Genomic DNA, 21,612 nt, shown 5'->3' with positions numbered 1-21,612 from the left:
TAAAATAGGACCTCTATGATTTGACTGAGTAGGATAATCACCTTAAGGGAGGAATGAGCTTGTGACTATAAAAAAGAGGATAACAAAGAGGGCTTTGGTCATCTTTGTGATGGGGGTTTTTTTCTTTTCAACCTATTTTCCTATTTTTCCAGGTTTAACGATGTATGCGGCAGAACCAACTGGTAAAAAAGTAGAGGAAAATCCGCCAAAGACAGTAGAAAATAACACGGTAGAAGTACCTGAGACTACAACCGACAAAGAGAAGGGAGAAACAATCGAAGAAGAAAAAGTAGAGGAAAAGGATCAGCATGAAAATGAATCCTCATCTACTTCCAAAGAGAAGAAATCAACTCTGACTGCTGAACAAAAGGAAGAATCAGTAATAGAGGAAGAGGATAAGCCTCAGGAAACGGAAGAGAAGGAACCAGCAAAAGAGGAAATAACAAATAATACGGAACAAAATCAGGAGAAAGCAGAGAATCAACAAGAATCTGTTGATTACACAAAACTACCGCCATTACTTATTACCGAGCTAGCTCCTGATTCGAAAGGAACCGATAACTTCGAATTTATTGAGGTCTATAATAACACTAATCAGCCAATAGACTTAAATAGCTATTATTTTTATTACCAATACATAGGCGGTAATACAGCAGATAAAATAATGTCTATTCCAGCAGCCACACTAGCACCCCAAGAAACCATTGTTCTTTGGTTTAATGTCAAGGAACTTTCAGTAGAGGATTTCAACAAGCATTTTAGTACTTCATTAACAGAACAACAAGTAATTTCCATTAAAGGGGATTTTTCAGGTTTTGCCAATGGTGGTAATCGAGGTGTCCTAATAAAAAACCTTGCAGGGCAGGAAGTAGTATCAGCAAACTATTTACCAGGTGAAACGGACAATACAGGTGCAGATGTTCATTATGCTTTTCCAACTGAAGGTACAGAGATGGTAAAGCAGGAAGTTAAGGCTGCCCCAACTCCAGGTGCATTAAGTGATGGACAAGTACCAGCAGAGCAAGTTCCAGTGAATCCCGAAACTAAAGATACAGAAGCTCCTGTCATAACGCATGAAGCAAAAACAACCATGAAAGCAGGAGAGGCAATTTCTATCGAAGCCACTATTATAGATGATAGAAAAAATCCAACAGCTACCTTGTATTATCAAGGTAAAACAGACACAGAGTTAAAGGTATTAGAGATGAAACAAGATTCAGCCCAACCACAAAAATTCACAGCCAGCATACCTAAAGAGGCTGCATTGGGCAAAGTAGTCTATTATCTGGAAGCTTCAGATGGCATGAATATATCAAAAACATCCGAATATACAATCGAATTAGAAAAAGAACCAGAGAAGGAACCAGTGCAAGATACATATAGCGATCGCCCCCTTTTAATCACAGAACTTGCTCCTAATTCAGTGGGAGGAGGCACAGATTATTACGAATACTTTGAGCTATATAATAATTCCAACCAAACATTGAACACAGCAAGTTACTCTTTCTACTATGTATATACGGATAATTCGAGAGAGCCGATTCTCTTTCCATTACCAGCAACTGAAATAAAGTCAAAAGAGAAGCTTGTATTCTGGTTTAATAATGGAAATAAAACATTAGCTGATTTTAATAAAGAGTATGAGGCAAATCTTACAAGTAACGAAGTAGTAATGTTTACAGATCAAACATTCCCAGGTTTCGCGAATGGGGGTAATCGTGCTCTTGAAATCAAAGATGCCAAAGGGAATATCACGATTTCAGCTAGTTATTTAGGTTCCGAAAATGATAATAATGGCAAAGTGGTTCATTATCAATTTCCTCAAGCGGGAACGGAAATGGTTAAGTATAAAGTATTAGCAGATCCTACACCTGGGAAAATAGAAGCAGACCAAGTTCCAACTAATATAGTGGATCTACCTGATGTTCCGAAAGATACGGAACCACCGGTCATTTCTCATCAGGCAATGAAAACAGCAAAAGCATTTACGGCTGTTACAGTAGAAGCAAAGGTAACGGATAATGAGACAGCAAACCCAATTGTGACTTTACAGTATAAAAAATCAGCGGATGAAAATTTTAAATCTGTATCTCTTTTAAAGGATACGCAAGGGAAATACTCAGCAACTATACCAGCAGCAGATATAGATGGAGACATTATTTATTATTTGGCAGCTAGTGATGGAATCAACGAAAGCAAAACCGAAGAATATACAATTTCGGTGGAGAAAACAGATATTGATTTTACCAAAGTTCCTAAATTGCTTATTACAGAAATAGTGCCTGATAGTGCTAATGTCGGGACTGCAGATGGCTATGAATACATCGAAATCTATAATAATACCGATAAGGCAATAAACTTCAAGGATTATAAAATTCAATATCGCTATAATGCAGACCCTAATACAGATATGATTTGGCCATCTGTACCAGATGATACGATAATCGAACCGCAAGGCACTCTTGTCTTCTGGGTGATTAATTCTCAAAATGGGGATAAAACAGTAGCTGATTTTAATGCGAATTATGGGACAAACCTTGTCGAAAATAAAGATATTGTTCGTATTAAAAGTGATGGCATGGCCAATGGAAGTATGCGTGGTCTAGTAATTGCCACGAATACAAAAGAAGAGATAAATGTTGCTTATTATAATGATGAGGCAGCGCAATTAGATACGGCAATGAATATGGGCGTTCTTTATAAATTCCCGGAGGATGGCTCCACGCAATCGGTCAAAATTAGTTCGAAAACAAAATTAGGAACACCTGGCTCCATAGAACCGTCACAAGTGCCGAACGAGCCAGTTCATGTAGAGGATGATACGGTTCCGCCAACTCTCATCAACGCTACGAATGTTCAAGAAATTCAGCAGATGAATGATTTAACCATTCGAGCAAAAGCAACCGATGATAAGGGAATTAAATCTGTGCTTTTGTATTATCGTACAAATGATCAAACAGATTATGAAAAAATATTATTAACAGTAGATGCGAGCGACAGCGAATATTATGCCACTATTTTATCGGCAGCTAACTTTATTGCGAAAGAGAAAATCGAATATTATTTCGTTACCACAGATGGGCAAAATGAGGTAACATCCGAAAGATATGTCATTACTATTAAAAATGAAATAAGCAATGCACCTATCTATTTAAATGTTAAAGATGATGATATTTTAACTGGAAAAGCAATCTTAAAAGCAGTATCCAAAGAAACAGCCGCTGCAGATGTAGAACTTTTTATTGATGGGAAAAAAGTAGAGGAAAGCACCTACAGCACATTAGAGACACAAGCTTATCTTGCTGTTGATATTAGCGGTTTGAATATGTATTTCAAAAATGCTATTACAATGGGAGAGGAAATAATCCACCTTTTGGATAAGGATAATAATTCTGATTGGAAAACTTTTACGATTCCGATTGACCCTAATAAATTAGCCGTCGGAGAAAATACTATTACCGTTCGCTCGGGGAATAAGGCTTCTCCATTCCAATTAGAAGAAAGTGAAGAAAATAGAGATGATTATAATCTAAGAAATGTAAGGTTAATTTTAGCTGATGGTACTGTTATTAGAGACCCTCAAAAGGCGGATCCTTTTCAAGTATTCGATATGGGGGATGATGGCACATATCGTCCATTCGAAGATTTTACTTTTACGATAACAGAAGAGCAGTCAAAAGCAAAAGCCTATGTCTGGGACACTACGTCTGTTTCTGATGGAGCTTATATTATTAAAGCAACAGATGGAAAAAGGGAAGCAGCTGCTACTGTAAAAGTAGATAATACAGCCCCAGTAATTAAAACAAATATAGAAACAGAGAAAGAATATAAGGGTGTCTTTACCATTGAAGCGAGTGCAGAAGATACACTTGCTGGTGTAGAATCACTGGAAGTAACCCTTGATGAAGAGGAGATAAAGGTACCATTCGATACGGCTTCTTCCAAGCTTGCTCCAGGAAAGCATACCTTAAAAATGGTCGCAGTAGATAAGGCAGGCAATAAAGGAGAATCCGATATTTCCTTCTCTGTGACAAATGAAAATCCCAATAAGCCAGAATTAATTGCACCAGCTAATAACACAGCAGCACCAGTCGAAGGCGATCCGAAATTGAAGGTAAAGGTAACGGATCCAACAAATGATTCGATGGATGTTACGTATTATAAAGGATATAAATATGAAGCATCGGATAGTAAAGTAAAATCATTTGAAAATGCTAGTGACACAGAACCACCAGTTGAGCTGGCACCAGCAGGGGAAAAGGCATTAACTGCTAAGGATGTTTCGGCGATTTCTTCCTTAGACGGAAAGTATCTAACAACGAATTCAAGTACTAAATTCCCTTATCATCGCTTTGAAGTAGCGCTAGATCCTTCTATTAGTAATCAAGATAAAGTGGAGCTAGTGTGGAACGGAAAATCACTGCAAGGAAGAAAGGTTTCCATGTATGCTTGGAGCATTCAAGAAAATAAATGGAAGCTACTAACATATAAAATTGCGGGTCCTGAAGATTTCACATTAAAAGCAAACGTCGATGTCAGGGCATTTGCTGATGAGGCGAATAAAGTTAATGTGTTAATTCAAGATGAAATTCCAAGCACACCAGATGAATATGATTATACATTTGTTTGGATGTCAGATACGCAATATTATGCAGAGAGCTATCCAGATATTTATAAGCGACAAACAGAATGGATTGCGGAAAAACAAGAAGAGATGAAAATTAAATATGTCATGCATACTGGTGATGTTGTCGACGAGTTTGATGATGAGAAACAATGGGTGTATGCAGATGAATATATGCGAACGTTAGAAGAAAATAAAATTCCCTATGGCGTGCTTGCCGGAAACCATGATGTGAACCAATTATCTAATGACTACAAAGAATTCTCTAAATGGTTCGGAGAATATCGGTTTAAAGATAAGCCATTTTACGGAGAATCTTACAAGAATAATCGTGGTCATTATGATTTGATTTCTGCGGGTGGAAATGACTTTATCATGGTATATATGGGCTGGGGAGTAAACGACGAGGATATGAAATGGATAAATGATGTACTAAAACAATATCCAGATCGTAAAGCCATTCTTAATTTTCATGAATACTTATTAGTTTCCGGAAATAGAAGCCCGATTGGGGAAGAAATTTTCCAGAAGATAGTAGTGAAGAATGAAAATGTCTTTCTTGTATTAAGTGGACATTATCATGATTCGGAGACATTAATCAGTGAAGTGGATGATGATCAGGACGGAAAAGCCGATAGAAAAGTCTACCAAATGCTTGGCGACTATCAAGGTGGTCCAGAAGGCGGGCAAGGCTATATGAAACTACTTCATTTTGATCAAAAGAATAATAGAATTCTTATTAATACGTATTCACCATATTTAGATGATTATAATTTCTATGATCCAATAGAGTATCCATTGAAAGATGAATTGGCTATTGATTTAGATTTAACAGTCCAAGAGAAACAAGTCGCTACGGATTACTTTGCAGTAAATGTTTATACAAAGGAAGAAATCGGCAAGCAAGAAAATGTAGCAAGTGGCGAGATTGCTGAAATAGCATGGAAGAATCTAAAAGAAGGGCAAGTATATGATTGGTACGTAGTAGCTTCTGATCATTATACAGGGTCAGTAACTTCCGATATTTGGTCTTTTGCCAAAGGCCAGCCGGCACCAGAAATTCCAGCAGAACCAGGTGATGGAGGAAGCGAGGAGCCAACACAGCCGAATCCAGGGGGAGATGATGGAGGAAGCGAGGAGCCAACGCAGCCGAATCCAGGAGGAGATGATGGAGGAAGCGAGAAGCCAACACAGCCGAATCCAGGAGGAAATGATGGAGGAAGTGAAGAGCCAACACAGCCGAATTCAAGTGTTACCAATCCAAGTGAACCAAAAAATAATCAGTCCAGCATACTCCCGAATACAGCTACAGCAAATTATACAATTATGCTGGTAGGATTAGTGTTATTAATTGGAGGAATGGTAGTTGCTTACTGGAGTAGAATACGTAGAGAAATATAGGATCTGGTTCCATTTATTCCTATTTACGGTTTAACTACAGGGAATTCTAATAATCATTTATCAATAACAATAAAGAGCGGTAGAATCTATTTATTAAGACTATCGCTCTTTAACTATAAAATGTACTATTTTCAATATGATAATAATATATTGGAATTATCTACACTATCTTCACGAATATTAACCTTTCAGCTCCCTTACTTATCTCGCTCTTCATTAAAATCTTACGGTTATAAAAGGAGGTCAAAAGAAATAAAAACAATTATCGTTTGAAAAATCGAATATTTAGATGGTTATGAAAAACATATTTACAACACAAGATATTTATTTTCCATACTTAATAACGACACTAGAAAAAGTAAGTTGATAGAATTTTCCCTATACCACGATTCCCCATTCATTTCCTACAATACTCATCCTAGTCGAACTAATTTATATTTAATTTCAAGTAGCATTTTCATTTCTTTTTAAAGTCATTGGTAAAAGTAAGTAGAGGGAGAGGATTTCATTTGTGCAAAGAACAGGGGATTTAAAGCTCATACAAGAATTAAATCGATCCATTATTTTAGATACGATCCGAAAAAAAGGACCGATTTCAAGAAGTCAGGTTGCAAAAGAAATAAAAATAAGCCCTACTACCGTTACATCAGCTGTCAATGATTTAATTCGTAAAGGCATGGTAATTGAAGATGGTGTTGGTCATTCCAGTGGCGGGCGAAAGCCGGTATTACTTCGCTTTAACCCGAGTAAGCATTCCATTATAGCTATATCTATCACTAATTCTTATATCAAAATGGCTGACATGGACTTAGAAGGAAAAATTTTAAGGAAGAACGTTCATCCAGTAAATCAGCTTCAAGGTGATGATATTATTTTGCTTTTGATAGACTTATTGGAACAGTTTGTCGCAGGGAATGACCGATTAGAGTTTTGCGAAGGGATTTCCATCATAACTCCTGGCATTGTAGATTCCAATAACGGGATGATTGGTTATAACACCAAACTTAAGCTTTATGATGTTCCGCTAACAGAAATGATAGAAGAAAAGTTTAACTTACCAACCTTTTTAGATAATGATGTAAATGCATTTGCGGTGGGAGAATATTATTTTGGTTCTTTTAACAGCTATAAAGATATCATGTATCTCACTATAGGAGATGGTGTAGGCTCCGGTTTGATGATTAATGGGACCATCTATCGTGGATTCAAAGGAAGCTCTGGAGAAATTGGGCATACAACTGTTGTCCCAGGTGGTTCAAAGTGTGAATGTGGAAACAATGGATGTCTAGAAAACTATGTAAACTGGCCAGCTATTTATTCCAGTATCGTTTCCTCCATACTAACTAAAGGGCGTGATACGTTAATAAAAAATTTAATTGAAAATGACGTCCGAAAACTTACCCCTGAAATTTTTATTGAAGCAATTAAACGGAATGATAAGTTAAGTATCGAAATTCTTGATGAAATTATCAGCTATTTATCGATTGCAATTTCTAATACGATTCACTTACTAAATCCAGAAATAATCATAATAAGTGGAGAAGTCGTACAGGATAATCCCTTATTTATCAAAAAGATAAGAGAGAAATTATCTGAAATGGTGATTCCTATATTAAAAGAGGACATAAACATTCAAAGTACTTCTTTGGGTTCGGATTTTGACTTATTGGGAGCGGCAGCGGTCATTCTTCAAGGGAAATTTCGTTTTCAATTATAAAGAGTGGAAAGGTATTAAAAGAATATTCAGTCATTATTATAGGGAAAATGGAGGGGTATTATGAAAAAGTTATTAAGCCTTTGTATCTTTGTGTTGATCTCCATCATGCTTGTGGCATGTGGCGGGAAGTCATCGGGTGATGGAAAGAAAACGATAGAAGTTGCATTATGGGATGAAAATGTTAGTGCTGCTGTTGATGCATCGATTGAGTCGTTCAAAAAAGAACATCCTGATGTGAATGTAAAAGTTACTTATACTCCGTTTGCGGAGTACTGGACAAAGTTGCGAACAAGTCTGGGAGGTGGTAGTGGTCCGGATATTTTTTGGATGAATGGCCCCAACTTTTATCAATATGTAACTTCTGATTTGATTAAAGATTTAGAACCATTTCTTCAAGGAGACGAAGAGTTCGCCAAGGAAAATTATTATCCAGCCGTTGTGGATCTTTATTCCTATGAAGATAAACTATATGCTGCTCCATATTTTGTAGATTCTATTGGCCTATTTTACAACAAAAAATTGTTTGATGAAGCAGGCGTAGATTACCCTGATGAAACTTGGACTTGGGAAGACATAGAGACAGTTGGTGCAAAGCTTACAAAACCGGACGAAGGAGTCTATGGCTATTTAAATCAAGTTGTGCGAAATCAATCAGGCTACTATAACTTAATGCATCAAGCAGGTGGTTATGTCATCAGTGAAGACAAAACAAAGTCTGGATTTGACACACCAGAAGCAAAAGAAGCATTTGCATTTTTGAATAGATTAATTGAAAAGAAGATTTCTCCGACCGTGCAGGCACAAATCGAAACAGATGCAGATCAGTGGTTCATGTCTCAGAAGGTGGCTATGACTCCAGAAATTTCTGTTCATGCAGCGGAGTATGAAGAGGTTCTTGGAGAGGATTTAGGGGTAGCGCCCCTGCCGAAAGGAAAAGTAGATACATCCATTGTCCATGGTATTGGATGGGCAATGAATAGCAAAACAAAAAATGAAGATTTAGCTTGGGAACTAATTAAAAGCTTATCTAATAAAGAAGGAACAACGGTGATGGCTGAGACAGGATTTGCTACACCAGCCCATATGGAAATTAGTAAGGTTTGGTTAGATTCTCTGCCGAATGTTGATTTACAAATATTCTTAGATGCGCTTGAAAAAGCAGTCCCATATCCAGTTTCCGAAAAAACATCAGAATGGCAAAATATTGAAACAACGGAAATCCAAGGTGCCTTCTTAGGACAAAAATCGATTGATGAGGCTTTAGATAAAATTGCTGCTGAAATGAATGCGATTTTGGAAGAAGAACAGAAGGATTAAGCTGGTTTTAAATGTAATTTCCCTTTTCATTGATTCCTAATGGAAAGGGAAGGGGGGAAATTCAAGAAAGAAGGGAGAGTTACGATTGGAAACGATGGTAGTGAATAAGAAGAGCCCAGAGACTGTGGCAAGAAAGAGAAAGAAATTTAATCGTGAAGCCATTGCTGCCTATTTATTTATTGCTCCCACCATGTTAGGGCTGTTTATGTTTTATATTTTTCCTGCACTTGCCTCATTTGCTTTGTCCTTTACAAAATGGAATGGTATTTCCACGCCGGAATATGTAGGGTTGGAAAATTTGATCCAATTATTTACTGATTCTTCCTTTCTTCGTTCGATCATTAATACAGCAGTATTTACCTTTATTTCCGTTCCATTTACTGTCATTATAGCGATTTTTATAGCAGTCATGCTGAATCAAAAAATAAAAGGCATTGTCTTTTATCGTACCTTGTATTTCTTGCCGGTAGTTACGATGCCGGTCGCTGTTGGGATGGTATGGAAATGGCTATATAACACCGATTATGGCTTAATTAACTACATTCTAGGTATCTTTCATCTTCCGCAGCCATCGTGGTTATTTGACCCGAAGATTTCCTTAATATCCGTTATTATCGTCTACATATGGATGAGTGTCGGCAATAATATCATTTTAATCTTAGCGGGACTTCAAGGAATAGAAAAAACGTATTATGAAGCGGCCGACATTGATGGTGCTTCAAGGGCTCGGAAGTTTTTTAGCATTACCTTACCACTATTAACACCTACTATTTTCTTTGTTTTTATAACAGGAATGATTAGTTCCTTACAAGTATTCGACTTATTATTTGTCATGATTGGTAATAGTACAGCGCTACTAGAACCACTGCGTACGATTGTGTATGGCGTTTACGAATCAGGCTTTAAGTATGGTGAAATGGGGATTGCTTCTGCCCAAGCATTTATCTTGTTTCTTGCCATTCTATTGATGACCATTATTCAATTTATTTTCCAAAAGAAATGGGTTTATTACGATTCATAATAAGGGGGGATTTGCTTGAAGCGGGTTTCTAGACATTTACTGCTCATTATCGGAGCTTTTATCATGATTGTGCCATTTCTCTGGATGATTTCTACCTCTCTGAAATCTTTTGGAGAATCTATGCAAGTTCCGCCGACGATTATCCCTAAGGAATGGCATTTCGAGAATTACGGGAACGTCTTTGAAGCTGTGGATTTTTTAAAATATTATCTGAATACGATTATTCTCACTTTAGGTAGAACGATTGGTCAACTTATTTTATGTTCTTTAGCTGCATTTGCTTTTGCACGTTTAAATTTTCCTGGGAAAAATGTTCTCTTTATTTTAATGCTATCCGTGCTTATGGTACCTGCTCAAGTAATTTTAATACCAAATTATGCAACATTAACACAGCTGGGCTGGATTGATACATTCTTCGCTTTGATTGTTCCAGGCATTTTCAGTGCCTACGGAACCTTTTTGCTGCGCCAATTCTTTATGGGCATTCCAAAAGAGTTGGATGAAGCAGCTAAAATTGATGGCTGTTCGTACTTTGGAATCTATTGGAGAATTATTTTACCAAATTCGACACCCGCCCTTACTGCTTTAGGAATCTTTACGATTCTCGCAGCATGGAATGATTTCTTATGGCCGCTTGTTATGACAAACTCTGAGTCAATGAGAGTATTGTCTGTTGGGATTTCCACCTTCTCAGGACAATATTCTACGGACTATCCGCTGTTAATGGCTGGTGCTGTCTTGTCCACGATTCCCATGTTGTTCATGTTTATTTTTCTGCAAAAGCATTTACTGGCAGGGATTGCACTTGGAGGAGTTAGAAGATAGCTAGTTAGAAGGAGAAAGAATTGATAAATAGAATAGGGAGTGTGTGTATATGTTAAAAGCATTAGTTATTGGCGCCGGAACAATGGGGAGTACTCATTCCTTCGCTTATTCAACCATGGATGATGTTCAATTAGCTGGAATTGTGGACAAAAACCTGGAAAAAGCGGAAGAATTGGCAAGAAAAATAGGAGTTCAGGCATTTGCAAGCTATGAGGAAGCGATCGAAAGCCTTGGTGCTGTTGATGTTGTGTCTGTTTGTGTTCCTACTCCATCTCATAAGGAATATGTCATAAAAGCAGCAGATGATTGTTTCCAAGTTGTTTGTGAGAAACCATTGGCTCGCAATTTAAGGGACGCCAAAGAAATGATCGACTATTGCAAGGAAAAGGGCGTGAAGCTTTTTGTAGGTCATGTCGTGCGGTTTTTTCCGGAATACCAGCGCGCAAAGCGAATGATAGAAGAAGGGAAAATTGGCAAGCCAGGTGTTGTAAATACGAAAAGAGGCGGAGGCTTTCCATCTGCTTCTAGAGATTGGTATGCAGACTATAACAGCAGTGGTGGATTAGTGCTAGACTTAATGATTCATGATTTTGATTATTTACGCTGGTGCTTCGGTGAGGTAGAGCGAGTCTATGCCAAAAGTGCCCAAGGAAGAGCGATGGCAAAATTAGACTATGCATTAGTGACACTGCGCTTTGAAAGCGGAGTAATTGCTCATTTGGAAGGAACTTGGGCTCACCAAAATTTCGCAACAAAATTTGAAATAGCTGGAAAAAAAGGAATTATTCACTATGATAGCTCGAAATCAACTCCGCTTGTAAAAGGTATTAATCACAATAATACAGGTTCAGCTGGGGTCGCCGTGCCGGAAAGTCCATTAAAAGAAAATCCATATATAACAGAATTAAAACATTTTATTTCATGCATCAAGAATAAGGAGGAATCGATTGTGACTCCCTTAGATGCGTATAAAGCAATGGAAATTGCGTTAGCTGCTATCGAGTCACTAAAGGAAGGAAAAGTAGTAGAATTGCGTAAACAAGAAATGGAGGTAAGACGATGAGAGTAGGAATTATTAGTTTTGCTCATGGCCATGCGTACGCCTATGCAGAGGCATTAAAGAAAATCGATGGAGTAGAGTTAGCAGGAATCGCAGATGACCAGGAAATCCGTGGTACAGAAGCAGCAAAGAAATACAGTACCAATTACTACTCAAACTATGAAGATCTATTAGACCAAGCTATAGATGCTGTCATCATTACTTCCGAAAATTATAAGCATCATGAACATGTGCTTGCTGCAGCAAAGAAGGGGAAACATGTTTTATGTGAAAAGCCGATTGCGACAAATAGGAAGGACGCATTGCAAATGATTGAAGTTTGCAAAGAAAATAATGTATTCCTGCAAATTGCTTTCCCTGTACGCTTTAGTACACCAATAGCAAAAGCGAAACATATAATCGAGACAGGGGAACTTGGCAGTATTATTGCTATAAAAGGAACGAATCGCGGTACTAACCCAGGCGGCTGGTTCGTAGACAAAGAAAAATCAGGCGGCGGTGCTGTAATGGATCATACGGTTCACCTTGTGGATATTATGCGATGGTATATGAATTCAGATGTGAAAGAAGTCTATGCGGAAGTAGATAATCTCTTTTCTGATTATGAGATAGATGATTGCGGAATCGTCACAATGGAATTTGAAAACAATGTGTTTGCTTCTATTGATTGTAGCTGGTCAAGAAATAAGACATTCCCAACATGGGGAGACGTTACATTAGAAATAATCGGGACGAAGGGAACATTGTCAGTAGATGCCTTTGCGCAGAAAAGTGAGGTGTATAGTGCAGAGGGAGCAAAATGGGATTATTGGGGAGATGATATGAACCAAGATCTTGTAGAAGACTTTGTTGCAAATGTGATGAAGGGAATTGCACCTACTATAACAGGGGAAGATGGCCTGAAAGCAATGGTGTTTGCTCTTGCAGGCTATGAATCTGTGAAAAGCAAAAGGCCTGTTTTGATAGAAAAGAATGGAATCAAATAATCAATAGATATAGCTGTATGAAGGGATGCTATTTAGGGAGGAATAAAGATGCTAAAGGGGATTAATCAGTGGTGCTATCCCGATGATACACCATTAGAGATGGTATTTAAGTACAGTCATGATGCTGGCTTTGATGCAGTAGAGCTCAATGTAAGTATAGATGGCATTGGGCTTACAATGAATACGTCAAGGGAAGAAGCAAAACAAATTCGAGAAATGGCTGAGCATTATCGTTTACGTTTAAGCAGTATTTCTACGAATCTATTATGGAAGTTCCCTCTTTCCCATCGAGATGAAAAGGTGCGGGAACAAGGGAGAAAAGTGGTAGAAAAACAAATAGAGTTAGCCGGATATATTGGGGCAGACACTGTTTTAGTTGTCCCAGGGGTAGTTAATGAAGAAACGTCTTACCTTGATTGTTATAGGCGTAGTCAAGATGAGTTAAGAAAAGTTCTGCCATTAGCTGAAAAACATAATATTCATGTGGGAATCGAAAACGTATGGAATAAATTTCTACTTTCTCCTTTAGAAATGGCAAGGTATATTGATGAGTTCTGCTCCGATTATATTGGCGCTTATTATGATGTCGGCAATACATTACAATATGGCTATCCAGAACAATGGATTGCCATATTAGGGGAGCGAATCCGAAAAGTTCATGTTAAGGATTTTAAACTGAACGTTGGGAATATTACTGGCTTTGTTCCATTATTAGCAGGGGATGTAAATTGGGAAAAAGTGTACCAAGCATTAAAGAACATAGGCTATAAGGATACAGTAACCGCTGAAATACCAGCCTATGCATTTGGGCCAGAGTATCTTGCCCAAGACACATCCAAGCATCTGGATGTCGTGTTAAATCTGAAAAAGGTTAGCCCTTAGAGGAGTGTCCGGTATGAGAAAAGTTCGTGTAGGCTTTATAGGTGTCGGGGGGATTGGATCCGTACATTTGAAGAATATTGCTTTGATTGAACAGGCAGAAATGGCAGCGGTATGTGATATATCCGAAGACCAAGCAACAGCTGTAGGGAAGAAATATCATATTCCAGCATATACAGATGTAGACAAGATGCTGGAAGAGACCGCATTGGATGCACTTTTTATATGTGTCCCTCCATTTGCCCATGGGGATATCGAGGAAAAGGCTGCTAAAAAGGGCATTCATATTATGGTAGAAAAACCTGTTGGATTAAATCTGGATAATGTAAAGAGAAAAACTGCGGTTATTAAAGCTTCTGGGATTATTTGTGCTACAGGATACTGTTTACGGTACTTAGATACAGTGGCAAAAGCAAAAGAGTATCTACAAGGCAAACAAATTGCGATGGTTAACAGCTATTATTTAACAAAATTTGTTCCAACTCCATGGTATCGGGAACAATCCAAATCAGGTGGACAATTAGTAGAACAAGCCACACATATTTTGGATTTTAATTCGCTATTTAGCAGGAGATATAGATAAAATCTATGCAAATATGAATCTATTGGTTTCAAAGGATATTCCTCATATTGATATACCAGATGTCACTTCGGTCAATTTCACTTTAAGGAACGGGGCAATCGGCCAATTAGGCTGCTCTTTTATACAACCAGATCACCGGATGGGTCTAGAAATTTTAGGGAAGAATTTCCGTGTTGCTTTTAACGGTTCCAATATAACGATTACAGATGAATTTTCAACTACTACGTATCGACCAAAGTTGAATTATTATGAGGCCCAGGATCGAGCTTTCATTGAAGCGATTGCTGCCAATCAGCCAGAATTAATCCTGTCATCCTATGAAAATGGTGTTCAAACATTAGCTGCTACCCTTGCTGCAAATGATTCTCATGAAAATGGAGAGCCTATTTCTTTAAGTAATTATTATTCTTTGTAAAAAGATTTCTATTGATAAAATGACAATATGACTTTTTTAGATTGACTTCCTATTTATAACCCCGTTCTAAAAGGAGAACGGGGTTATAAATATAGCATGTAGATTTTGATGTGTGTCTTTTCTTTTAATAAGATTTTTCGATTAAGATTTGAGAGTGAATATGATGTTCCATATGCTCAAGATAATCTTGTATCAGCCACTCTAGTGTTTTATGCTGATTATTTCCTATGTCGCAAAGATAGGAAAGCTTTTCGTGCGGAACATTTTTCACAATATGAACCATTTGTTTATGGAGTGCTTGATACAGATCTATTATGTCATCAAGTGGTCTATCCTGATAATTTTGCATCTTTACCCAATGATCTTGGTCATATGATTGGATAGCATACACTGGTTCTTCATATTGAATTTTGATAAACCTTTCTATATTATTTATCGCTGAATCACAAAGATGCCCTAAAATTTCTTTTTTTGACCATTTGTTTGGCATGGGACGATGAGAAGAACTATTTTCAGACATAGATTTGAATTCTTCTGGTAATCTTTTATCCAATAATTTATTCCCTCCACAACCTTTTGCATGATTCTATTCCTCCTTCTTTTAAAATTTAATATTCGATTGCCATCTGTAATATTCCTTTATTGTTCCTGAGTTAAAAGTATGACTAATGTATGAAGGATTTATTGACAAAAAAATGCGACGGCTGAATTTAGGAGGAAAAGGGAGGGGCGCTCATTAGTTATTAACCTTATGTAGAAGGGCTACCCATATGTAGTCCTTGCCATTTGGGCAGCCGTTGATAACTCATTCTGTCAAAAATTCATTAATTCTCTCCACATAATCACTTTTGGGGTAGTTATTATATAAAAATCCAGAAAGGCGGACAGGATCGCCAAAAAAATATCGCTCATATTGTGTCTGTCTTGTGCCGAAGGAACTCATTGTTAAATCCCAAGCTAATCGAAAGATTTTATTGCGTTCATCTGCAGATCTGCACGTTGCTTGGAGATATTGATTTAAATCTTTCCCAACTTCTGAGTGAAACATTTTCTCTGTTGGCAGCGATACTAAACCGCTGGCGCCAATTAGTTGAAGGATTTCGGAAAAACGAGGATAAATTTTTGGGAAAATATTACTAGCAACTAGCAGGATGGTTTTATTTGGAATCATAAATCCTTGGTCATTTAAGAGAGCATCGTTCTCTGCCTTTTCTATTAGTGCTTTCAACGTTTCTAATCCAATAATGATTTCGGCCATTTTTTCTTGGATATGTTGATATTCGCCTACATTAATTGTGTTTATCATATTTTCCGCTAAGCCTAAAATAAACTCTGTTTTGACAATTTGTCTAGTAATAACTTGATGATAAGCAAATGAATTAAAAGAACTTTGGCTTAAAAACATATTTGCAGTTTCCAGATCTTCGTGGAAAAAAACACGTTCCCATGGAACAAGGACGTTATCAAATACAACAATAGAATCCATTTCTTCAAATCGCGAGCTTAATGGATAATCAATAGTAGATTCTCCTCCCACATAGGATTCTCTGCATAGAAACCTTACTCCTTTAGTGTCTGAAGGTATTGCAAAAGCAAATGCTTCCTCTTTCGCGAATCTGGGTGCTCCGAAAACCAACAGTTCATCGGTGAGACCACCCTGTGTGGCTAGGAGCCGCGCCCCTTTAATGATTAGTCCCTTATTATTTTTCTCGATTATTTGAGCAGAGATTGGCTCGTTGGAATATTCTAGATACATACTCGAGCGATTAACTTGAGGTGTTATAAAAGTATGGGTGAAGCTAAGATCCTTTTCTCTTGCCGCTTCGTATAAGGATTGGATATGCTTAGGGTAACAATTTTCCTTTCCTTCTAAAAGGGAAGCAGAAGTGGCAAAACTCATGATTACTGTATTCAAATAATCTGGGCTCCGTCCCATCATTCCTGCTGTTTCCTTAGCCCACCGTTCGATCATCTTTCTTCTTCTTCGCAAATCCTCTTTTGTCTTCGGCTGTAAGTATGACATACCTATAGAGTCCCCGGATAGTGGGGATAAGAAAGTCATTTCCTCCTTTAAGTTAGGCTGACATTGTAAATCATAAAGAGAAGCTTTTGAATGTAGTATCCCTTTAAAGGCAGGATGGTTAGAGAGGTCCTGGACTTTTTCCCCATCTAACCAAATTTCTGTAGATAGACCGCTGATTCGTGATAAATATGTCTTTTCATTCACTATTCCCATTTTTTCTTCTCCCTTATTCATTAATAAAATGGATATAAACTATTTTATTATTTTATTAATGAATATAGTCCTCAGTTCCAGTTAATTGGATAAAGATGGGGATTTTTTCTTTTCATTTGATTTGGAAAAATAGGTTTCCGGGTTGCTCGCCCCTTTATTTCCTTCTTAGTTATGAACAAAAACTGTTTCAAAAACAAAACTCTCGTGCAGATGGCGTGTGATCGAGTATTCGAATATTCTTCCATCTTCTAACTGGGCTAATTTTTCGATTTCCATCATGAAGGAGTTGTCTGGAATCTTTAGTAAAGAAGTATCTTCGCTATTTGCTTTGTCTCCTCTAATCCAGACATGGGTGCTATGCGTTTTCAGCTTTAATTCCTCGCGAATATAATTATAGATAGATCCTTCTAGATGTTTTGGCTCTAATCCAGTAATAATAGATAAGGGCATGTAAGTATGTTCCAGCGAATAAGGTTTATTATTAATATGCCTTGTTCGAATAATTCGATAAATGTATTCGTCATCAATCTCAAGTTTTTTGGCAATTTCTAAGGAAGGTTTTTCGATCGAAAAAAGAATGATTTTTGAGGAAATGTTCTCTTTTCCAACAATGTTAGATAAGCCTTCTGATGGACCTAATGCAATAGCTTCTCCGTTAGTAGAAACCCCTTTCACATAAGTTCCAGAACCTCTACGTCTAACAACCATTCCTTCTTTAACAAGAATATCTAATGCTTTTTTTACTGTCAGTTTACTGCATTTGTAATAATCAGCAAGCGTATCCCCGTCAGGTAACTTTTCATTTATCTCATATTCGTTATTATTTATCTTATCTCTAATATCTGTATATATTTCCATATATTTAGGTAGTTGGCTCAAGTTAAATCCTCCATTTTGTAACGGTTTTACATTTAATAAGTATACCATATATTTAAAAACAAGTATATAAATCAATAAAGGTATATACTTTTTATTAAAAGTATTTACTTATATTAAAAAGAGTGGTATAGTTTGTTCGTAAAGGAATGAAGGAGGCATTTATTATGAAAGAAATGTTAACGTTTCCGAGTGATTTTTGGTGGGGAACGGCTTGGTCAGCTGAGCAAGCAGAAGGTAGAGGTAATACAGGAAAAGCTGAAACAGTTTGGGAACATTGGTTTAAAACGGAACCATCACGTTTTTATCAGGGGATTGGACCTGAAGTAACAACTGATCATATAAATCGATACAAGGAAGATATTCGATTAATGAAGGAAACAGGGCATAATTCTTTCCGCATTTCCATCTCATGGGCAAGGATGTTTCCAGATGGTGGAGTAGGAGAAAGAAATCCAAAGGCAATTTCTTTCTATCGAGACCTTTTGACTGAAATGAATGAAAACGGTATCAAACCTTTTGCTAATCTTTATCATTTTGATATGCCGTATGTACTTCAAGAAAAGGGAGGATGGGAATCACGTGAAGTGGTTAATGCATATGTGAACTTTGCAACTGCTTGTTTTGAAGAGTTTGGTGATTTGGTTTATCATTGGTTCACATTTAATGAGCCGTTAGGGCCAATTTTAGGAAGTTATTTAGAAGATTTTCATTATCCAAATTTAGTAGATTTCAAGCGTGGTGCACAGGCAGCATTTAATACTATATTGGCACATGCGAAGGCTATTCAATCTTTTAAGGAAAAGCAACTGCCTTCTAAGATAGGAGTAATATTAAACTTAAGTCCAACTTATCCGAGAAGCCAAAATGAGTTTGATGTAGAAGCAGCTGAAATTGCGGATGCCTTTTATACAAGAAGCTTTTTAGACCCCATGGTTAAAGGAACATTTCCAAAGAAATTGGTAAAAATATTGCAGGAATATAATCAGATGCCTTCATATGAAGAAAACGATTTAAAAGTAATTGCAGAAAATACTTCTCAAATTTTAGGGTTGAATTATTATGAACCAAGAAGAGTTAAGGCACGCCTGACAGAAATTAATAAAAAAAGCCCTTTTTTACCAGAATGGTTTTTTGAACTTCATAATATGCCAGGGAAAAAAATGAATGTGTACCGCGGATGGGAAATTTATGAAAAAGGTATCTATGATTTATGTATAGACATTAGAGATAATTACGGCAATATAGAAGCTTTTATATCTGAAAATGGTATGGGAGTAGCGAATGAAGAACGATTTCTTAATGAGCATGGACAAATTATAGATGATTATCGAATTGAGTTTATTAAAGATCATCTCGCCTATGTCCATAAAGCCATTCAAGCAGGCTGCCATATCAAAGGATATCATTTATGGACATTTATTGATTGCTGGTCATGGATTAATGCTTATAAAAATCGATATGGACTAGTTTCTCTTAATTTAGAGACACAAGAAAGAACAATCAAGAAAAGTGGAGAATTTTATAAAAAAATGAGCATGGACAATGGATTTGAGTACGAAACGAGTAAATTGGGATAAATAAAATATAAAGGGTGGATAGATCATGAATAACTCAACAAAGCAAGGTATTGCAGATCGGTTTGCTTTTGTTGCACAAAAATTAGGAGCGCAGATTCATCTAAGAAGTCTACGCGATGCCTTTGCATCGATTATGCCATTTATGATACTAGCTGGATTTATGACTCTGATTAATTATGTCATTTTAGAGCCAGCTGGATTTATGGGGAATTTGGTTAATCCTGATACTTTAACAACCTGGCAATCTATTGGGGTATCAATTGCTAACGGTACACTGAATATCATGACACTTTTAGTAGCTGTTGCCATTTCTTATCATCTATGTGTAAATAGGGGATATAAAAATGTAATAGCTCCGATCTTAGTTGTTCTTTCTACAATGATAGTAGTTACACCATTAACAACGACTTTTTCACCAGAAGGATCAACCGAAAGCTTTCTTATTTCTAATGTGATTCCTGTGAGTTATACAAGCGCATCAGGAATGTTTGTTGGGATTATCGTAGGGCTGCTTGCAACCGATTTATTTATAAAATTATCTTCAAATAAAAAAATGCAAATCAATATCAGTGGGAATATACCACCGGCAGTTATTAAATCTTTTAATGTGTTAATTCCGATTATGGTGAATGTTATTATCTTTGCAGTTGCATCCTTTTTATTAAATCAAGTATTTAATATGGATTTTAATACTTTAATATCCACCATTATTACTAAGCCATTAAGCTATGTGACAACCAGTTTACCAGGGTTCTTATTAATTACTTCAATCGCTAATTTGTTTTTTGGATTCGGTATCCATCAGGCAGTTATTTCCGGAGCGCTTTTGGATCCCTTTTTATTACAAAACATGCAAGATAATATGTTAGCATACGCTAATCATCAAGAGATACCCCATATAATTAATATGGCCTTTAAAGATACCTTCGCTGTTATGGGGGGGTCTGGAAATACGATTGCATTGTTGATTGCTATTTTTATCTTTAGCAGACGTAAGGATTATAGAGATATATCAAAAATGTCCTTAACACCTTCAATCTTTAATATTAGTGAGCCAATTATATTTGGGCTGCCAATTGTATTTAACCCAATGTTAATTATTCCATTTGTTCTTGCTCCAATTTTTTCTTTATCAGTTGCCTATTTTGCGACAGCTTTAGGTTTAATAAATCACGTGGTTGTTCAAACCCCATGGACTACACCACCGATTATTTCAGGATTCCTAGCTACAGGAGGTGACTGGAGAGCATCTGTCTTACAATTATTGATCATCATAATAACAGTATTTATGTATCTGCCATTTTTAAAAGTAGATGAGAGAGTAAGTGCGATGCAGAATAAATAAGGAATAAAAACAGTCTATTCTATAGGAGGAGTGGTTTGTATGAAAAATATTTTATTAGTATGTAATCAAGGAATGTCTACGAGTTTTTTAGTAGAAAAAATGAAGCAGGCAGCAAAAGAGCAAAGCATAGAGGTAAATATTTGGGCGGTTTCAGATGCAGAATTACATGAAAACTGGGAAAAAGCAGATATTGTTTTATTGGGACCACAGGTAGGATATTTAAAAAGCAATACAGAGAAAGTAGTCGGTAATAGTATTCCTGTTACTGTCATTGATTTTGTTGATTATGGAAGAGTAAACGGAGCGGCAGTTCTTAAGACCGCATTAGAAATGATAGAAAAATAGTTTAGAAGAGGCGAGGGATTGGAATGGAAGGAACAGAACTAATTGCTTTTCAAATCATTGGGAATGTTGGGATGGCGAAGACAAAGTTTATAGAAGCACTAGCTCAAGCGAAAAACGGTGATTTTTCCAGTGCAGCTTCATTGATGAAGGAAGGATCAGACCTTTTGGTTGAAGGCCATAAAGTTCATGGTGAATTAATCAAAAATGAGGCTGCGGGTAATAAAACAGAATTCTCCATTTTATTAATGCATGCAGAAGATCAATTTATGAGTACAGAAACAATTAAATTGCTCATTGCAGAAATGATTGAATGGAGGCAAGAACTAAGTACCGTTAACTGAAGTTGGAAATAAAGGGTTTATTTTGAAGTATCTGCTAAGTAGGATAACTATATATTTCAAG

At 36.8% G+C, this 21,612-nt stretch carries 17 protein-coding genes; 14 read left to right on the top strand and 3 right to left on the bottom strand.

Annotated features, from left to right (window positions below):
* Window positions 1-61 precede the first annotated feature (61 nt).
* The 10 genes from NSS71_RS16090 (at window position 62) to NSS71_RS16045 (ending at window position 14,828) form a co-directional block, all read left to right on the top strand.
* Entirely contained in the window at window positions 62-6,025 is a 5,964-nt protein-coding gene (locus tag NSS71_RS16090; RefSeq protein ID WP_341151817.1) for a lamin tail domain-containing protein, read from the top strand.
* A 511-nt stretch (window positions 6,026-6,536) separates the two neighbouring features.
* Window positions 6,537-7,742, top strand: a complete 1,206-nt coding sequence (locus NSS71_RS16085) for an ROK family transcriptional regulator (protein ID WP_047944475.1) — start codon at window positions 6,537-6,539, stop codon at window positions 7,740-7,742.
* Window positions 7,743-7,802: 60 nt separating this feature from the next.
* Window positions 7,803-9,059, top strand: a complete 1,257-nt coding sequence (locus NSS71_RS16080) for an ABC transporter substrate-binding protein (protein ID WP_061798139.1) — start codon at window positions 7,803-7,805, stop codon at window positions 9,057-9,059.
* A gap of 94 nt (window positions 9,060-9,153) precedes the next feature.
* On the top strand, window positions 9,154-10,080 hold the full coding sequence (locus NSS71_RS16075) for a carbohydrate ABC transporter permease (protein WP_095259295.1): 927 nt from the start codon (window positions 9,154-9,156) through the stop codon (window positions 10,078-10,080).
* Window positions 10,081-10,143: 63 nt separating this feature from the next.
* The gene (locus NSS71_RS16070) at window positions 10,144-10,905 is read left to right on the top strand and encodes a carbohydrate ABC transporter permease (RefSeq protein WP_082138436.1); all 762 of its coding nucleotides are present in this window, start codon (window positions 10,144-10,146) and stop codon (window positions 10,903-10,905) included.
* A 49-nt stretch (window positions 10,906-10,954) separates the two neighbouring features.
* The gene (locus tag NSS71_RS16065) at window positions 10,955-11,968 is read left to right on the top strand and encodes a Gfo/Idh/MocA family protein (protein WP_047944472.1); all 1,014 of its coding nucleotides are present in this window, start codon (window positions 10,955-10,957) and stop codon (window positions 11,966-11,968) included.
* Window positions 11,965-12,951: a Gfo/Idh/MocA family protein gene (locus NSS71_RS16060; protein WP_341151816.1), complete on the top strand. Its 987-nt coding sequence runs from the start codon at window positions 11,965-11,967 to the stop codon at window positions 12,949-12,951. Before NSS71_RS16065 ends, NSS71_RS16060 begins: the two co-directional genes overlap by 4 nt.
* A 48-nt stretch (window positions 12,952-12,999) precedes the next feature.
* The gene (locus tag NSS71_RS16055; RefSeq protein ID WP_047944470.1) at window positions 13,000-13,833 is read left to right on the top strand and encodes a sugar phosphate isomerase/epimerase family protein; all 834 of its coding nucleotides are present in this window, start codon (window positions 13,000-13,002) and stop codon (window positions 13,831-13,833) included.
* A 13-nt stretch (window positions 13,834-13,846) separates the two neighbouring features.
* Window positions 13,847-14,413 carry a Gfo/Idh/MocA family protein gene (locus NSS71_RS16050; RefSeq protein WP_341151815.1) on the top strand — a complete coding sequence of 189 codons (567 nt, stop codon included), beginning with the start codon at window positions 13,847-13,849 and terminating at the stop codon, window positions 14,411-14,413.
* A 13-nt stretch (window positions 14,414-14,426) separates the two neighbouring features.
* Entirely contained in the window at window positions 14,427-14,828 is a 402-nt protein-coding gene (locus NSS71_RS16045; RefSeq protein WP_341151814.1) for a hypothetical protein, read from the top strand.
* A gap of 124 nt (window positions 14,829-14,952) precedes the next feature.
* Here the strand turns inward: NSS71_RS16045 and NSS71_RS16040 are convergent, their stop codons facing one another.
* The 3 genes from NSS71_RS16040 to NSS71_RS16030 all read right to left on the bottom strand — a co-directional run bounded on the left by NSS71_RS16040 (window position 14,953) and on the right by NSS71_RS16030 (window position 17,943).
* Window positions 14,953-15,381, bottom strand: a complete 429-nt coding sequence (locus NSS71_RS16040; protein WP_341151813.1) for a DinB family protein — start codon at window positions 15,379-15,381, stop codon at window positions 14,953-14,955.
* Between the two features lie 252 nt (window positions 15,382-15,633).
* Window positions 15,634-17,064, bottom strand: a complete 1,431-nt coding sequence (hpaB, locus tag NSS71_RS16035) for a 4-hydroxyphenylacetate 3-monooxygenase, oxygenase component (protein WP_341151812.1) — start codon at window positions 17,062-17,064, stop codon at window positions 15,634-15,636.
* Window positions 17,065-17,229: 165 nt separating this feature from the next.
* A complete protein-coding gene (locus tag NSS71_RS16030; RefSeq protein ID WP_047944466.1) occupies window positions 17,230-17,943 on the bottom strand; it encodes a GntR family transcriptional regulator in 714 nt (237 codons plus the stop codon).
* Between the two features lie 164 nt (window positions 17,944-18,107).
* On the opposite strand from NSS71_RS16030, the gene NSS71_RS16025 reads away from it, so the two are divergent.
* Genes NSS71_RS16025 through NSS71_RS16010 form a run of 4 tightly spaced genes read left to right on the top strand, consistent with a single transcriptional unit; the run spans window position 18,108 to window position 21,551 of the window.
* Window positions 18,108-19,520: a glycoside hydrolase family 1 protein gene (locus NSS71_RS16025; RefSeq protein WP_047944465.1), complete on the top strand. Its 1,413-nt coding sequence runs from the start codon at window positions 18,108-18,110 to the stop codon at window positions 19,518-19,520.
* A gap of 25 nt (window positions 19,521-19,545) precedes the next feature.
* Window positions 19,546-20,865 carry a PTS sugar transporter subunit IIC gene (locus tag NSS71_RS16020; RefSeq protein WP_047944464.1) on the top strand — a complete coding sequence of 440 codons (1,320 nt, stop codon included), beginning with the start codon at window positions 19,546-19,548 and terminating at the stop codon, window positions 20,863-20,865.
* Between the two features lie 39 nt (window positions 20,866-20,904).
* On the top strand, window positions 20,905-21,210 hold the full coding sequence (locus tag NSS71_RS16015) for a PTS sugar transporter subunit IIB (RefSeq protein ID WP_047944463.1): 306 nt from the start codon (window positions 20,905-20,907) through the stop codon (window positions 21,208-21,210).
* Window positions 21,211-21,233: 23 nt separating this feature from the next.
* Window positions 21,234-21,551 carry a PTS lactose/cellobiose transporter subunit IIA gene (locus NSS71_RS16010; RefSeq protein WP_047944462.1) on the top strand — a complete coding sequence of 106 codons (318 nt, stop codon included), beginning with the start codon at window positions 21,234-21,236 and terminating at the stop codon, window positions 21,549-21,551.
* Window positions 21,552-21,612 lie beyond the last annotated feature (61 nt).

Origin of the sequence: Niallia sp. FSL W8-0951, assembly GCF_038006525.1 — a bacterium.
In the GTDB taxonomy this organism is placed as follows: Bacteria; Bacillota; Bacilli; order Bacillales; family Cytobacillaceae; genus Niallia; species Niallia circulans.
Note: the sequence above shows the minus strand (reverse complement) of the source record. Positions and strands in the feature narration are given on the sequence as shown.